The 16,444-nt window shown below is 36.5% G+C and carries 16 protein-coding genes and 1 other annotated feature; of the genes, 4 read left to right on the top strand and 12 right to left on the bottom strand.

Translation table 11 applies throughout. The annotated features are described in order from the left end of the window. Positions 1-366: 366 nt before the first annotated feature. Positions 367-594, top strand: coding sequence for a hypothetical protein (locus tag CDZ92_RS00415; protein ID WP_141395180.1), 228 nt, complete (start codon positions 367-369; stop codon positions 592-594). 153 nt (positions 595-747) lie between these two features. On the opposite strand, the gene CDZ92_RS00410 is transcribed toward CDZ92_RS00415, so the two are convergent. The 10 genes from CDZ92_RS00410 to CDZ92_RS00370 all read right to left on the bottom strand — a co-directional run bounded on the left by CDZ92_RS00410 (position 748) and on the right by CDZ92_RS00370 (position 11,803). After that, on the bottom strand, positions 748-1,053 hold the full coding sequence (locus tag CDZ92_RS00410) for a rhodanese-like domain-containing protein (protein WP_096152889.1): 306 nt from the start codon (positions 1,051-1,053) through the stop codon (positions 748-750). 131 nt (positions 1,054-1,184) lie between these two features. Continuing rightward, a complete protein-coding gene (gene leuS, locus CDZ92_RS00405; RefSeq protein WP_096152888.1) occupies positions 1,185-3,602 on the bottom strand; it encodes a leucine--tRNA ligase in 2,418 nt (805 codons plus the stop codon). A gap of 265 nt (positions 3,603-3,867) precedes the next feature. Beyond that, positions 3,868-4,115 (bottom strand) — a binding site (T-box leader). 346 nt (positions 4,116-4,461) lie between these two features. Then, a complete protein-coding gene (locus CDZ92_RS00400; protein WP_096152887.1) occupies positions 4,462-5,322 on the bottom strand; it encodes a permease in 861 nt (286 codons plus the stop codon). Between the two features lie 55 nt (positions 5,323-5,377). Further along, entirely contained in the window at positions 5,378-5,506 is a 129-nt protein-coding gene (locus tag CDZ92_RS20185; RefSeq protein ID WP_255249759.1) for a hypothetical protein, read from the bottom strand. 142 nt (positions 5,507-5,648) lie between these two features. Beyond that, positions 5,649-6,425 (bottom strand): 3-hydroxybutyrate dehydrogenase, encoded by a 777-nt coding sequence (locus CDZ92_RS00395; RefSeq protein ID WP_096152886.1) that lies wholly within the window; start codon positions 6,423-6,425, stop codon positions 5,649-5,651. A 15-nt stretch (positions 6,426-6,440) separates the two neighbouring features. Next, positions 6,441-7,763, bottom strand: a complete 1,323-nt coding sequence (locus CDZ92_RS00390) for a GntP family permease (protein WP_096152885.1) — start codon at positions 7,761-7,763, stop codon at positions 6,441-6,443. Positions 7,764-7,998: 235 nt separating this feature from the next. Then, complete coding sequence (locus tag CDZ92_RS00385; RefSeq protein ID WP_096156857.1) at positions 7,999-9,333, bottom strand: sigma-54 interaction domain-containing protein; 1,335 nt, start codon at positions 9,331-9,333, stop codon at positions 7,999-8,001. Positions 9,334-9,677: 344 nt separating this feature from the next. Next, on the bottom strand, positions 9,678-10,877 hold the full coding sequence (locus CDZ92_RS00380; protein ID WP_096156856.1) for an MDR family MFS transporter: 1,200 nt from the start codon (positions 10,875-10,877) through the stop codon (positions 9,678-9,680). A 482-nt stretch (positions 10,878-11,359) separates the two neighbouring features. After that, complete coding sequence (locus CDZ92_RS00375; protein WP_096152884.1) at positions 11,360-11,521, bottom strand: glycogen biosynthesis protein GlgD; 162 nt, start codon at positions 11,519-11,521, stop codon at positions 11,360-11,362. An 18-nt stretch (positions 11,522-11,539) separates the two neighbouring features. Further along, on the bottom strand, positions 11,540-11,803 hold the full coding sequence (locus CDZ92_RS00370; RefSeq protein WP_096156855.1) for a YtzC family protein: 264 nt from the start codon (positions 11,801-11,803) through the stop codon (positions 11,540-11,542). Between the two features lie 174 nt (positions 11,804-11,977). On the opposite strand from CDZ92_RS00370, the gene CDZ92_RS00365 reads away from it, so the two are divergent. Further along, positions 11,978-12,940, top strand: coding sequence for a TIGR01212 family radical SAM protein (locus tag CDZ92_RS00365; RefSeq protein ID WP_096152883.1), 963 nt, complete (start codon positions 11,978-11,980; stop codon positions 12,938-12,940). Positions 12,941-12,946: 6 nt separating this feature from the next. Beyond that, the gene (locus tag CDZ92_RS00360; RefSeq protein ID WP_096152882.1) at positions 12,947-13,519 is read left to right on the top strand and encodes a tRNA (mnm(5)s(2)U34)-methyltransferase; all 573 of its coding nucleotides are present in this window, start codon (positions 12,947-12,949) and stop codon (positions 13,517-13,519) included. A gap of 323 nt (positions 13,520-13,842) precedes the next feature. Here the strand turns inward: CDZ92_RS00360 and CDZ92_RS00350 are convergent, their stop codons facing one another. After that, complete coding sequence (locus CDZ92_RS00350; RefSeq protein ID WP_096152880.1) at positions 13,843-14,916, bottom strand: tetraprenyl-beta-curcumene synthase family protein; 1,074 nt, start codon at positions 14,914-14,916, stop codon at positions 13,843-13,845. Between the two features lie 64 nt (positions 14,917-14,980). Continuing rightward, a complete protein-coding gene (locus CDZ92_RS00345; protein WP_096152879.1) occupies positions 14,981-15,775 on the bottom strand; it encodes an alpha/beta hydrolase in 795 nt (264 codons plus the stop codon). Positions 15,776-15,921: 146 nt separating this feature from the next. On the opposite strand from CDZ92_RS00345, the gene CDZ92_RS00340 reads away from it, so the two are divergent. Then, positions 15,922-16,440 carry a gamma carbonic anhydrase gene (locus CDZ92_RS00340; protein WP_096152878.1) on the top strand — a complete coding sequence of 173 codons (519 nt, stop codon included), beginning with the start codon at positions 15,922-15,924 and terminating at the stop codon, positions 16,438-16,440. The last annotated feature ends 4 nt before the right edge of the window (positions 16,441-16,444 follow it).

Below are 16,444 nucleotides of genomic sequence, written 5' to 3'. Positions count from 1 at the left end.
GAAAAAACCTACTCCTCGGCTTCGCCTGTGGGGTCTCCCGCTCTCCGCTTCTCCCGCAGGAGTCTCCGCCTTGCCCGGAAATCAACAGCTAAATAGTAAATCAAAAAATATTGCGTTAACATAAAATATCTATTAGGTGATTTTCATTCGAATACTTTACTTTTTATTTGATTGATTCATAATAACTATAGATAGTTTAATCAATTTCATAATTACGGTTCGTTTAGTGAGGAACGATTGTTATACTATTATACGGAGTTATTTATTCGTTTTTAAAGTTGTTTTCAATAAAAATTTGCTGTGATTATTCGTTTTTCGTATAGTAGTAATACATTATGAAACGGACTAGGTAAGTTGAGGTGATGTATGGTGAGCTTAAAAGAAGTAAAGAAAAGTAGAGCTTCGGTTTTACTTCCGAATATTTTTATGCATGTTGTTTGGATTGGGATAGTTATTTATATTATCGTGAATTTACAAAGTTTGAGGGATTCGGGACAGATTAGTTTGTATGTCACGTTTGCAGGAGCAATTTTTGCTGTTGCTACATTCGGCAGTTTTCGTTTGCGTGAGTGGATGAAAAATGGAGTTATATAATGGTTAGTGGTTAGCTTGGAGGCAAAATGTCTCCTGAGCAAACCTAAATTCAGCTACCCTAATTGGCTAATGCATAATTAAAAGGGGGCAGTTTTTTGACCTGCCCCCTTATCAGTTGGTTTTCCTAATCACTAGTAACTAACCACTAATAACTTACTTGACTTCGCCTTCCCACTCTAGCATACCGCCGACCATGTTACGTACTTTATAACCTTGATCTTGTAAGTATGCACAAACATTTTCACTTCGTCTTCCAGAACGACAGATGAAAACATATTCTTTTTCTTTGTCTAACTTATCAAGGTTTGCTGGAATATCTCCCATTTTAATGTGCTTTGCGTTTGGAATCATTCCCATTTCTACTTCTTCATCTTCACGAACGTCTACAAGAAGAACATCTTCTCCCGTTTCTAACTTCTTTTTTAAATCTTCTGTTGTAATTTCAGGAATATTTGACATCACTTTTTCCTCACTTTTGCTTTAAATTTAATAATATATATTATAACTAAACTCATCTTAACATCCTAATTTCACGGTGATTTTCATCTAAAAAACCGTCTATCCCCTATAAAGGACAGACGGTTTACCCATTAATTAGCTACAATATTTACAAGCTTGCCAGGAACAGCAATTATTTTCCTTACTGTTTTCCCTTCGATTTGCTCACGAATTGTATCATCGTTTAGTGCAATTTCTTCCATCTTTTCACGAGTCGCGTCTGCTGGAACGTGAAGTTTAGCTTTTAGTTTTCCGTTAACCTGTACAACAATTTCTACTTCGTCTTCAACAAGTTTGGATTCGTCATAAGCTGGCCACGCTTCATAAGTAACTGTTCCTTCATTCCCAAGCTTCTCCCAAAGTTCTTCCGTAACGTGTGGACAAATTGGGGATAGAAGTTTAACAAATCCTTCTACATACTCTTTAGGTATAACATCTACCTTATATGCTTCATTGATAAACACCATCATTTGCGAGATAGCTGTATTGAAACGAAGACCTTCGTAATCTTCCGTTACTTTCTTCACTGTCGCATGGTATGTTTTCTCTAACGCATCTTCTTCTGTATGCTCTACTACTTTACTACTTAATTTACCGTTTTCATCTACGAATAGGCGCCATACTCTATCTAAGAAACGACGAGAACCATCTAGTCCGTTAGTGGACCATGCGATCGATGCTTCAAGCGGCCCCATGAACATTTCATAAAGACGAAGTGTGTCTGCACCGTGACTTTCAACGATATCGTCAGGATTTACAACATTTCCTTTTGACTTACTCATTTTCTCGTTGTTTTCTCCAAGAATCATCCCTTGGTTGAAAAGCTTTTGGAATGGCTCTTTTGTTGGTACAACACCGATATCGTATAAAAATTTATGCCAGAAACGAGCGTATAGTAAGTGAAGTACTGCATGTTCGGCTCCACCGATATATATATCAACAGGTAGCCATTTTTTCAGTTTTTCTGGATCTGCTAACATTTCACTGTTGTTTGGATCAATGTAACGTAAATAGTACCAACAGCTACCTGCCCAGTTAGGCATCGTATTCGTTTCACGGCGCCCTTTTTTACCTGTAACTGGATCTACAACATTTACCCACTCTTCCATTGCAGCTAATGGAGATTCACCAGTCCCAGATGGGCGGATGTTTTTTGTCTTAGGTAAAAGAAGTGGTAACTCATCTTCCGGTATAGCAGTCATAGTGCCATCTTCCCAATGGATAACTGGGATTGGTTCACCCCAATAACGTTGACGGCTAAATAACCAGTCGCGTAAGCGGAAAGAGATTTTCTTTTCACCTTTGCCGTTTGCTTCTAACCATTGAATCATGTTAGTAATTGCTTCTTCTTTACCAACGCCATTTAAGAAGTCTGAATTTACGTGCTCTCCATCACCAGTGTATGCTTCCTTTGTTACATCGCCGCCTGCAACAACTTCGATAATCGGCAGTTCAAATTTTGTTGCAAATTCATAATCTCTTTCATCGTGTGCAGGGACTGCCATAATAGCACCTGTTCCGTAAGAAATAAGAACATAATCAGCAATCCAAATCGGAAGCTTTTCGCCATTTGCAGGGTTAACAGCGTATGCACCAGTGAATACTCCCGTTTTTTCTTTTGAAAGTTCTGTACGCTCTAAGTCACTCTTACTCTGAACACTCGCAATATATGCATCCACCGCCTCTTTTTGGTCAGCAGTAGTAATGTTAGCAACTAGTGGATGTTCTGGAGCTAATACAGCATAGGTTGCACCAAATAGTGTATCTGGGCGCGTTGTAAACACTGTAAACGTTTCTTCTTTGCCGTCAATATGGAAGTGAACGTTCGCACCTTCTGATCGACCAATCCAGTTACGTTGCATTTCTTTTAAGCTATCTGGCCAATCAAGGTCATCTAAATCATCAATTAGACGATCTGCGTAGGCAGTTATTTTTAACATCCATTGTTTCATTGGTCTACGTTCAACAGGATGGCCACCGCGTTCACTTTTTCCATCAATAACTTCTTCATTTGATAATACGGTTCCTAGTGCAGGACACCAGTTAACTGGTACTTCATCTACATAAGCTAATCCTTTTTCAAAAAGCTTTAAGAAAATCCATTGAGTCCATTTATAATAATCAGGATCTGTTGTTGCTACTTCTTTATCCCAGTCATAAGAAAAGCCTAATTCTTTAATCTGTCTTCTAAATGTATTGATGTTTTTTGTCGTAAATTCAGCTGGATCGTTCCCTGTATCTAGCGCATATTGTTCTGCAGGTAAACCGAAGGCATCCCAGCCCATTGGGTGAAGCACATCAAAACCTTGCATACGCTTCATACGTGATAAAATATCTGTCGCTGTATAACCTTCAGGGTGTCCTACGTGTAAACCTGCTCCTGAAGGGAACGGGAACATGTCTAACGCGTAGAACTTTTCTTTTCCTGCTTCTTCTGTTGTTTTAAATGTTTTGTTTTCTTCCCAATAATGTTGCCACTTTTTCTCTATTTCCTGATGTGGAAATGACATAGTAAATTCCTCCTTAAAAAATGGCTGTGTTAAAGATTGCTGTTGATTTCCGTGCAAGGGCTTCGCTTTCCGCGGGCGGTAAAAAGGAAGGTTATTTTCACCGTCGTGAAAAAACCTACTCCTCGGCGCAAGCGCCTGTGGAGTCTCCCGCTACCCGCTTCTCCCGCAGGAGTCTCAGCCTTGCACGGAAATCAACAGGTGTTTATATTAAAATACCAACACTAAGCTTTAACACAGCTGAAAAAATAAAAAACCCCCCATCCCAAAAAGGGACGAGAGGTTGTGTTTAATAGTTAACTTCCCGCGGTACCACCCACATTAACACTATATAAAAAAGTGTTCGCTCAAATCCTTAACGCGGACGACACGGCGAGTATTACAACCTTTCTAATTAGAAAGGGTTCACACTTGCTACTCCAAGGCGAGTTCATAAACGCTCGTTTGTTGACTTCCACCAACCGTCAACTCTCTCTGCTCGATTCGTTCACTACTAATCCTTATCACTGTAGTCAATATATATTTGAGTTATTTCATAAATACGTTTCGTTTAATGAAAAACGAAAATCAGTTTAGTTTCATCAAAACCTATTTGCAGTTTATAATAGTTATTACTTATTAATATTAACTATTTATTCGTTTTTCATTAGTAGTAATAAATTATAAACGGACTTGATTAATTTGTATTTTAATCTTTTTACTTCAAAGATGCAAGGGACAGATGGAAATTTATATTTTTTTCGCTGTTTTGCATAGATTGTTGTTTTTCACATTATTTAAAACCTAAAGTGCAGCGGAAAGAAATGGCGTAGGTTTTATTCCAAAATCAATTAAGAACAACAAAGATGCAAAAGAAGAATTTTTAAATAAGGTAAAACAGAAACCCAGACATACTTGCCATGGTGATGACGGATCCGATGAAGATGAATACTAATTTTTTCTTAAAAATGGAGTGTAGCATGACTACTTCAGGTAAGCTTGCTCCTGCTGAGCTTATTAACATGGCCATTATTGGTCCTAGAGCCATTCCTTTTAGGAGTAAGATGTTGGCAATTGGTATCATGCTAGCTAAACGAATATATAATGGTACACCTATAATGGCTGCGATAGGGACTAACCACCAACTATCTTGCCCAAAAGTACTTGCAATAAACTCTGTAGGAACAACACCTTTTATTAATGCTCCTACGAATGCACCAATTACTAAATATGGAACTACTTTTTTCATTAATTGCAATGTTTCTTGTAGTGCAATCTTCCAACTGAATTTTTGATTAGAAGTCTCGTAGCCAGACATTACTACTTTTTTCACTTCTTTTTCTAAACCTAGTGCGTGAATCGTGAATCCAATTATATAGGAAAAGATCATCGTTACTAACGTGTAGATGAGAGCCACTTTCCAACCTAATACAACTGACATTACGGTTATTATTGTTGGGTCTAATATTGGAGAAGCAAAAAGGAAAACCATCACAACACCGAAATGAAATTTCTTCTTCAACATGTTTACGATTATTGGAATGGTTGAGCAAGAACAAAATGGCGTAACGAATGCAAATAATAATGCAAATAGTCCACCTACATATTGATTTTTGCCAGCCAAACGTTTTTCTAGCTTTTCAAAAGGTACAAAACCTTGTAGTGCATTTACTAAAAATGAAACAACCAAAAATAAAACCGTTAATTCAACAGCTAAAAATATAAATGATTTAAAAAATTCCATCTCTCTGTCCCTCGCTTTTGTTAAATCAATTTTCCTTGATTAATAAAACATAAAATTAGTTAGAACAACACTTTTCATCCTGCTCATTTTCACAACAATCACTTTCTTCTACTTCGATAATTTGAATATCACAGCAATCCTTTTTGTTGGTTTCGAATAATTTAACTAAATTAATTTTAAACATTTCTTACCACTCCTTTTAATATCAAATTTTATTGATTAATTAAAGTATATTTCAATTAGTAATATTTAGCAACCGAAAAATCAAATATTTTTGATTAATATTTTCGACAAAAACCGCTCCTTTATAGAGCGGTTCTGTTATCTTATTGAACTGTATACCCACCATCAATTACTGCTGCTTGACCTGTAATCCCTTTTGCAATGTCACTTGCTAAAAACATAGCGTAATCAGCTATTTCTAATACTTCTAGTAAGCGTTTTTGTGGAACAAGTGGATAGATTACTTCTTCTAACACTTTTTCTAATGGCACATTTCTTGTTTCTGCAAGATCTTTTAATTGATTTCTAACTAGTGGTGTATCTACATAACCAGGGCAAATAGCATTAACTGTTATTCCGTGTGCTGCACCTTCTAAAGCAGCTACTTTTGTAAGACCAATTACACCGTGTTTGGCACTATTGTATGCTGCTTTACCCGCAAAACCAACTAACCCGTTTATAGAAGCCATGTTTAATACCCTACCGAATTTTTGCTTCTTCATAATCGGAAAGGCATGTTTTATGGCTACAAAAGGAGCAACTAACATCACTTTTGTTAAAAATTCGAATTTTTCCGTTGGGAAATCTTCAATCATTGACACATGCTGTAATCCAGCATTATTTATTAATACATCCAATCGTCCATAGGTTGCTACAGCTGTTTCAATAACATTTTTTATGTTTTCTTCATCTGTAACATCGCATTTTAATCCTAACGTTTCGAATCCACCGTCATTTAAAGATTTAGAGACTTCTATCACTAATGATTCATTAATATCTGTTAAAATTACTTTTGCACCGTTTTTAGCAAAAATCTTGCCCATCTCATACCCTATCCCTTGTGCTGCACCAGTAATTAAGACTACCTTATTTTCAACCACTTAACATCGCTCCTTTTATATCCCAAGACCTAATGAGAATAGCGCGATTGCAATTGCTAATCCAATTAATGGAACAACTACTGTTAACGCCGCAACCGGCCCATATGCTGCTTGATGTGTTTCTCCACAAATCGCACGAACTGTAGTTACCACATACCCGTTATGTGGCAGTGAATCTAACGCTCCTGATGATATGGCTACTGTACGATGCAATGCCTCAGCATTTACGCCCATATCTAAATAATGTGGAGCAAGGATCGGTAACGCTATTGCTTGACCTCCTGATGCAGAACCTGTCATACCAGCAATTACACTTACAGCGATAGCTCCTCCAATTAGTGGACTACCTGGAATACTAGTCATTGCGTTAACGGCTACGTCAAATGCAGGAACAGCTTTTGCAACTCCACCGAACCCTACAACAGCTGCAGTGTTACCGATTGCAATTAATGCTCCCATTGTTCCAGCAGACACTGCTTCCCAGAAGTTACGGAAAAACTTTCTTGCAAGTAAGTACGTTGTGATTACTCCACCTAAAAGAGCAATAATTAAAGCAGATTGTTTTAAGGAATCATGGAAAATATAAGAGATTACTAATACAACAGCTAAAGGTATCATACTTAACAACGGATTTGGTAATGCTCTATTTTCATCAATAGTCGGATCACTGTCACGAGCTTCAAACTTTTCTCCTCTTGCAACAGCCTTTGTCAGCATTCGCTTTAACCACCAATAACCAAATACCATCATAAATACTGCAACAATAATACTTACTTCCAATCCTGCATAAGGAGTCGTTCCTAAATATGGAATCGGAATCCAGTTTTGAATTTCTGGAGAACCAGCAGAAGTCATTGTAAATGTAACGGATCCGAATGCAAGGGCAGCAGGTATAAACCTTCTCGGTAAATTTGCTTGTTTAAACAAACTAATTGCCATTGGATACACAGAGAATGCTACAACGAATAAACTAACTCCACCGTAAGTTAAAATGGCACATGCGGCCACGATAGCTACCACCGCATATTTCATCCCAAGCTTATCTACTACTAACCTTGACACACTATCAGCCGCACCGCTATCCTCCATTACTTTTCCAAAGATAGCACCAAGTAAGAACATTAAGTACCAGGATGTAATAAACCCAGAAAAGCCAGTCATATAGTTACCAACTAAATTTGCCTGCCCTTCTGCTGCTAATTGTGGAAAAAGAGGCATTCCACTAAATAATGCAACGACTAATGCGGAAAGTGGTCCGACTACTAATAAGTTCATTCCCCTCATCGTTAAAAAAATTAAAAGTCCTAAACCTCCAATTAAACCAATCATACTCAACATATTACTCTCTCTCCTTTGCCACACATTAATAGTAAACGCTTACATTAGAAAAATTTATTTTTCCTCCTTCAACTTCTCTAATGCAAAAACCGTGCCAACTTCAAAGTGTAATTGTTTCAATATTTCGAATTAATATTTTTCCAAGAATCCGGACAGTGAGTGCTGATTTCTTGTTAAAAAGCCTGTAAATAGCAAAATCCAGAAATCTGGACTGTATTCCAATTTTCTGGACAAATCAATTATTGTATTTTTTTAGCTTTTCGTAAAAACTTGATTTACTAATTCCAAGTTGTTTGGCAGCAAGTACTTTATCGCCATTACAATTACGTAAAGTTTGTAAAAGAGCTAGTTTCTCTGTATCTTCTAACATCTCTTTTAAGTTCTTTTTGCCAATTGGGAGTGCAAACGATTCCTTTAAATAATCTGGCAATGCATCGTGCGTGAGTGACTCACCTGAAGACAAATGAACTGCAGCTTGAATTACATTTTCTAGTTCACGTATATTACCAGGCCATTGATAAGTAGAAAATGTTTGTATGACGCTTTCTTCCACATTGCTTATCCTTCTACCTGTTCGTTTACATATTTTTTGAATAAAATGTTGAGTTAGTTGCGGTATATCTTCTATTCGCTCTCTTAATGAGGGAATATAAAATGGGATAACATGTATTCTATAATACAAGTCTTCTCTAAACCTTTTTTCTTCCATCATTTTTTCTAAAGGACGGTTAGTAGCTGCAATTATTCGTACATCTACTTGTTGTGAACTACTTGCCCCTACAGGTTCTACTTCTCCCTCTTGTAGAACACGAAGAAGTTTAATTTGCATAGCAAGAGACATATCCCCTATTTCATCAAGAAACAACGTACCTCCATTTGCTAGTAAAAACTTCCCTTTTTTTCCACCTTTTTTCGCACCAGTAAAAGCCCCTTCTTCATAACCAAAAAGCTCCGATTCCAGCAAATGTTCCGGAATGGCTGCACAGTTTACTTTTATAAAAGGCTTTTGACTACGTTCACTTAATTGATGAATGCTATGAGCAAATAACTCTTTTCCTGTGCCACTCTCACCACGAATTAATACGGACACGTCACCTGCTGCTACTTGTTTTACTTTTCTTTTTAAGGAATGAATAATTTCTGATTCACCAATAATATCATCTAGAGAATATTTCACACCTGTATGTAGCTCATATTCTTGAAGATACGATTGAATTCTTGTGAGCATACTTTTTACATGGGTATTCATCTTATCCCATTCGCTCGTATCTCGAAAAATCACCGTACCGAATGCGCCTATTACTTGATCCTGCTTGTTTAGAATAGGGACTCTATTGGCAATCATATAGTTTCCTTTTATGTATTGTAAGTCTGCTATTTCAGCTTTGCCAGATTCCGCTACGATGTGCATTCTTGTGTTTTCAATTACTTCTGTTACATGTCTATCTATTACACCCTCTTTTTCTACACTAAGAAACTGGCAATAACTATCATTCATATATAAAATCTTGCCATGGCGGTCTACTACAACGATCCACTCAAACGCATTAGCTACAATCGTCTCTATCATCTCTTCTGTTAACCTACTACTCCTGAGTACCAATATAGATCCCTCCTGTACTTCTATGAATATATTATCATAATTTTCAAATAATACAGTATATAAATTAGGGGCTGCCTATGAAGTACTTTCTAAACTGCCTTTTTATAGAATACAAAAGCAGTGCCGGTCGTGTGGTCGCTTTCCGCGGGGGAGGCGGTGAGCCTCCTCAAGCCTAAAGGCTCTGCGGGGTCTCACCAGCCTGCCCTCTCCCGCAGGAGTCGACCACACAACCGGCACTTTAATTTACTTTTTACAATTAAATTCTAAAAAAGAATTCTCAGACAGCTCTTTTAAAATTATCGCTTTCCAAATTATGAAGCACTCTTTTGTAAAGTAGCTTCTGTTTCATCTGCATTTTTTATTTTTCTATCGTAAATCATGGTGGTGAAGATTGCTATAACCATAAGTCCCATTAAAGCAAAAACTAAAATATTCATATTGTAGTAATCTACTAAAATACCACCCATTAATGGTCCTAACATTCTTCCACCAGTAGCTGTACTATTAACAATACCTTGGTAAAAACCTTCTCTTCCCTTTGGAGCGAGATCATTCGCAATGGTTGGAACTGCTGGCCATACGAACATTTCACCAATCGTCATGATGATCATCGCCACAGCAAATGCTGTAAATTGTTGTGCCTGAGCGATAATAGCAAACGACCCCATAAATATGATGAGCCCAACAATAATTTGGGTTTTTAATGTTTTCGTATACCTTTTTATTATAAAAGATATAATGGGTTGCCCAAATACAATTAACAATCCATTTATCGTCCAAAGCAAACTATAGTGAGTTAACGGAATTCCAAGTGACTGCGTATGAGTTGCTATCGTTGTTTGCCATTGAACATAACCCATCCAACATAATAAGTAACCAGTACAAACAATTAATAACGCATAAAGTTTTGTATGGTCTTTTATCTTGCCAGATTGGTCAATAACACTAGTTTGTTTTGTTGGATTCGATTGAATGGATTTATAGCCAAATACCGCAATTGCTAGGAAAATTACATACGTAACAGTGGTTGCCATAAATATGTAATCAAAACTATAGTGCGCAATTAGTCCACCAAATGCAGCTCCGACTGCTACTCCAACGTTTTGGGAAACGTACATGGCATTAAACGGTTTACGTCCTCCTTCTTTCCAAACAGAACCAGCCATCGCATACATAGAAGGAAAAACGATACCTGAACCAAAACCAATAATCGTTAGATAAATAACGTAAAAAGGCCAATCATGATTAAATGTCATACCAATGAGTGCCACAATCGTTATAAGGATACCTAATAAAATTGACTTGTAGCCACCTATTTTGTCAAAAAGATACCCACCTATTAAATTACCGACTACACTAGCAGCAGCATTGACCATTAAAACTAATCCTGCAACGGATAATGACTTGCCAAGAATATCGTGAATATATATCATGTTTAACGGCCATAAAAAAGAAGATCCTGTAACATTTATAGCCATTCCAATTATTAATAACCAAAGGGCTTTCGGCATTTTCTTCAAATGAAGCCCTCCTTTACAATTATTTCGAAATCCAAAATAATTGTAATTCGTTTTAAGGAAAGTTGCAATAAGGAATTAGTGGGACAAGTTAACTTATATTCATTTCTGCAAAGAATCATGATAATTTACTCATTATTAACCAAAAAATATAAGATAATCGTCTTCTTTTCTTAGTATTAAATAGTGAGTGATTATGATTAAAAAGGTATACCCTCCCCCTTAAATTCTCTATTTTTCTAGTGATATTGTGCTCCTAGATATAATTATCGTGCGCCGAGAGCTAAATTTAGTTCGCCAAACGCTCGGTCATGTTCGCCAAAGTAGAAATGTTGTGCTGCTAGAATGATTTTTCGTGCACCTAGTCATCATATACCTCACCTAGGTATATCTTCAAATAAACCTTTTGGACACATTGCACATTAAAACGCAAAATTAAAAGAAGGGGCAACAAACACCCTTCTTCTTACATTCCACTATTCATTTTCACTATGGTTTTTAGAACGAACTGGCTGGGCTTTTTTTAAGTTCTTTTGCTTAACTTCCTTCACAGGATTATATTCTTGTCCCATTTCTACGTTGTTCACACCATTTTTCGTTTTTTGTTCTGGATTGTTTTGCTTGGAACGTTTTATCATAGTGTACTACAACTCCTTTTAATGTCTTAACAAGGTCATTTCGTTTTGAAGTTGTTGTAATTGTATACGCATTCTGTTTAATTGTTCCCTTTGCTGTGCATTACAACTCATTGACAGATGCATTAAGTCATTGTATGTTTCTTCGAGTTTTTCCTGTGCATTTAAATATTCACTATCATTGTAATGCTCTTGTGCTTGTGCACTTGTAAATTGATCTTCTGCATACTTTATACTATCTTCACATTGTTGCATAAAATGGTCTACAGATTGTCTTGTTGCCAAAAGTATCACCTCAATGATCATGATATGTCATGTTCCCCTTTATTTTGCTCCAATTTCTTATATACATTCCATAAAAACTACTACCCACTTTTATCCAATAGACTGCACTTCTAAATTGACGGTTTAAATGCTAAAATGGCTAAAGAATTAGGTCAAATAAAAGGATGCGAACTTATGAAACATCTACAAAAAATTCCAAACGCGTTTCCATATTCTTCTGACAATAAAAGATACCATACATGGAACTATCACTTACGCCAAACATTCGGACATAAAGTGTTTAAAGTAGCTTTAGACGGAGGATTTGATTGCCCAAATCGTGATGGCACTGTTGCTCATGGTGGTTGCACATTTTGTAGCGTTGCTGGTTCTGGCGATTTTGCAGGTAATCGCACAGAAGATTTAGTAACTCAATTTCATACGATTAAAGATAAAATGCATACAAAATGGAAAGACGGCAAGTATATGGTTTATTTCCAAGCATATACGAATACACATGCTCCTGTTGAAGAACTTCGAGAAAAGTTCGAATCAGTATTAAATCAAGAAGGTGTAGTTGGAATTTCCATTGCCACAAGACCTGACTGTTTACCAGATGAAGTAGTTGAATATTTAGCGGAACTTAACAAAAGAACATATTTATGGGTAGAACTCGGTCTTCAAACTGTCCATGAAAGAACGGCACTATTAATAAATCGTGCACATGACTATGATTGTTATAAAGAAGGAGTAAACAAACTCCGGAAACATAGCATTAAAGTATGTTCCCATATTATTAACGGCTTACCGCTAGAAAATTACGACATGATGATGGAAACAGCTAGAGAAGTAGCAAAACTCGATGTACAAGGGATTAAACTCCATCTCTTACATTTACTTAAAGGAACACCTATGGTAAAGCAATACGAGAAAGGGATGGTACAATTTTTACAACTAGAAGAATACGTAAACTTAGTTTGTGATCAATTAGAAGTAATTCCACCTGAAATGATTGTTCACCGAATTACTGGTGATGGACCAATTGACTTAATGATTGGACCGATGTGGAGTGTAAACAAATGGGAAGTAATGAATAGCATTGATGCAGAATTGCTTAGAAGGAATAGCTTTCAAGGGAAATTTTTCAAAAAAGGTTGAGTTGAAATGAAGTTAGAGAGAGTATTACCTTACTGTAAAAAATTATTACAACTTTCATTGTCAGAAGGTGACGTTGCGATTGATGCGACAGTTGGCAATGGTAATGATACACATTTTTTATCACAATTGGTTGGAAAAACTGGCCATGTGTATGGATTTGACATTCAAAAAGAAGCAATCCATATTGCCCAGAATCTGTTAAAGGAAAAAATGAGTGATGAAAATGTTACGCTCATTCAAGACAGTCATAGCAATGCATTAAACTATGTTACAAAGCATCATATTGGAAATATTAAAGGTGCTGTCTTTAATTTAGGTTATTTACCTGGTGGAGATAAATCAATAGTTACAGTAGCAGAAAGTACAGTAAGTGCTATTGAACAACTATTAAATGCGATGGCTAGCGGTGGAATTATTGTGATCGTTGTATATCATGGACATCCAGAAGGAAAGCTAGAAAAAGATCACCTTCTACATTACGTTAGTTCACTAGACCAAAAACAAGCAAGCGTATTGCAATATCGATTCTTAAATCAAGTAAATGATCCACCTTTTGTTATTGCAATTGAAAAAAAATAAAGGTAGTTTAGAAATTAAAAGTCGTGCCGGTGGTGTGGCCGCTTTCCGCGGGTGTCTAGGTCAAGCGGCTAGCTCCTCGAGTATAAGCCATGGCCAACTCGAGGGCAAAAAACACCCTCAAGCTGTCCCTGTCTTATACTAGTCGGAGCTGAACGAGCCGCTCTTACTTTTTCGTAGAGGCGGTGAGCCTCCTCGAGCCCAAGGGCTCTGTGGGGTCTCACCAGCCTGCCCTCTCCCGCAGGAGTCGGCCACACCACCGGCACTTGAACAGACTTCACTATATTATTAAATCTAACAAAGACTTTTATATAGCCCCCTTTAAATCATGAAGATCTTTTCCATTTTTGAACGGTGCGATAAACTCTTCCATTTATGTAAAAGAAATAACCTGTTCCGCCACTAGAACGAATCATCTTTCTTGCAATAGTAGAAATATCTTTATTCCCCTGAACTTTTTCATCCGATAAGTAAACCGCTAATAAACCTCGATTAATTAACTTATGAAATTTCTCATAAGGTAAACCTTTTGTATACTCGTCCGCTTTTTCTAAAAAGTGCTGAAGTCTTTCAAGAATTTTCTTTTCACTTGAATAATAAAAGCAGAAATTTAAATCGCCGCCTTCTATGTCTTCATCTTGATCAATAAAATAGTCCAGCAATATATGTAACCCTTGTATGTAAGGAAAATAGCCAGCCATAATTTTTTCCGCACATCGATCTGTAAATGAAGGCTGAAAACTGTTAGAAACTAAGCAAAAAATACCTAATGTAGAACCAGAACAAGCGGAAAATTCATACCATTCCATTGGTGGTAGGTTTTGTTTATGTTCGTTAAACCATGATTGCAAACGCGGTAATCTTTCTTCTTCTTTTACATGTTTATGTATTTGTAAGTCACAATAATATTGTGCGAGTTCCAGTAAATAAGGTTTAATTTTGGCATAGTGTATGTTCTTCTTTAAGACAGATTGACAAGTATCAACTAAATCAAAAAGGTATCCACCATCATTTTGTTCAGAACGAAAACGATAGTAATTTTCTTGCTTCCTATCAATACTTAATGCAGTTAACATAGAGTCATGTAATGCTCGAAAATCCGTTGGATCAAGTGAAGTACTTCTGTCACATAAATTATCCAGATAGTCGCTTATTGTTTGGTAAGCAACAATAAACTTAATACTTTCTTCGATATTTTCTTGTGCTAGCAATGCCAGTATTGCCCCACCTTCGCAATGAAATGTTTTTGAATCAATACTAGCAAGTGCTTGTTTTCGTAGCTCATCATCAGAAATAGCTGCCGCTCGTTCTTTCCAATAGTCTAACTCTTTATAAACGAGCGGAAATACTTTTTTGTACACAAGTTTCATTAAGGCGAATGGCTGTGTTGGAATTTTCAACTAATCACTTCCTTTAGTAAGGTTCATAATCTCATTTATATACGAAAATAAACCGTATATGAAATTAATTCCCCTTTAAATGCATTTCAACAAATGAGAAGGCATACCGAAATACTTCCTCTCTTTCAGGTTCATTAAAAATTTCATGATATAACCCTTCCCATTCGACATAAGTTTTATTTTTCCCTTTAAAAAGATTAAACCATTGAACCGTATCTTCCTTATTAACAATAAGGTCTTCACCTGCTTGCATGACAAGAAGTGGTACATGTTTTGGAAGTTCGTTTGTTTTTAATTGGGCCAATTTAATCGCTTCTAACAATTCCCGGTACCATCTCACTGACACTTTTTTCACATATAGCGTATCTTTTTTACCAACTTCCTGTACTTCTCTATTTCTTGTTACCTTTGATAACGTAATATCAGCATTAAACAACATAGTCGGTTTTACAACATTTAGACCTCGAGAGATAAATTCAACCGCTTTGTTCGGATAACGTGCTAAACCTAAGCAGGGCGAAGACAATATAATGCCATTTAACAATAATTCCTTTTTTTCTTGTAAAGTACGAATAACTGCTAATGCACCCATACTATGACCTAATACAAATACTGGAGGCTCTAACAAGTATGCCTCTTTTATCCATAATTCAATCTCATCCATATATTCGTCAAAACTATAAATATGTCCTCTTCTTCTCGTTGACAAACCTTGTCCAGGTAAATCCCCCATAACAACATGGTATCCAACTTCATTAAACTTTTCGACTAACCATTTATATCGACCATGATACTCTAAAGCACCATGTACAATAACAATCGTTCCTTTCGGGTCTTTCTCTGTTAACCATTTTCGCATGTGTGTCCTCTCCCTTTAGTACAAATGGTTGTATTATAAATTTTAATGTATCACTCTCATTGTATTCAATATATACAATGAAAATTTTCAATCACCTTTTGTTTTGATAAAATAAGAATATATCATAAGAAGATTGGAGAAAAAAGATGAGTAAAATTATTCCTTATCATGATAAATTCCCTAACATTGATCCCACTACATACGTAGCAGATTACGCTGTTATTACTGGTGATGTAACGATAGGAAAAGAATGTAGCATTTGGTTTCATACCGTTATTAGAGGCGATGTAGCACCAACAATAATCGGAGATCGAGTGAACATTCAAGACCAATCAATGTTACATCAAAGCCCAAATAAAACATTATTAATCGAAGATGACGTTACAATTGGCCATCAATGCACGTTACATAGTTCAATTATTAGGAAAAGCGCCCTTATTGGAATGGGTTCAATTGTGTTAGACGGCGCTGAAATTGGTGAAGGCGCATTCATTGGTGCAGGCAGTCTTGTCCCACCAGGTATAAAAATACCTCCAAATACGTTAGCTTTCGGTCGACCAGTAAAAGTAGTAAGAGAATTGACGGAAGAAGACCGAAAAGATATGCACCGTATTCGAACTGAATACGTAGAAAAAGGGCAGTATTATAAATCTATTGATTCATAATACT

The organism is Bacillus sp. FJAT-45066 (assembly GCF_002335755.1).
In the GTDB taxonomy this organism is placed as follows: domain Bacteria; phylum Bacillota; class Bacilli; order Bacillales; family Bacillaceae_I; genus Bacillus_CD; species Bacillus_CD alkalisoli.
Note: the sequence above shows the minus strand (reverse complement) of the source record. Positions and strands in the feature narration are given on the sequence as shown.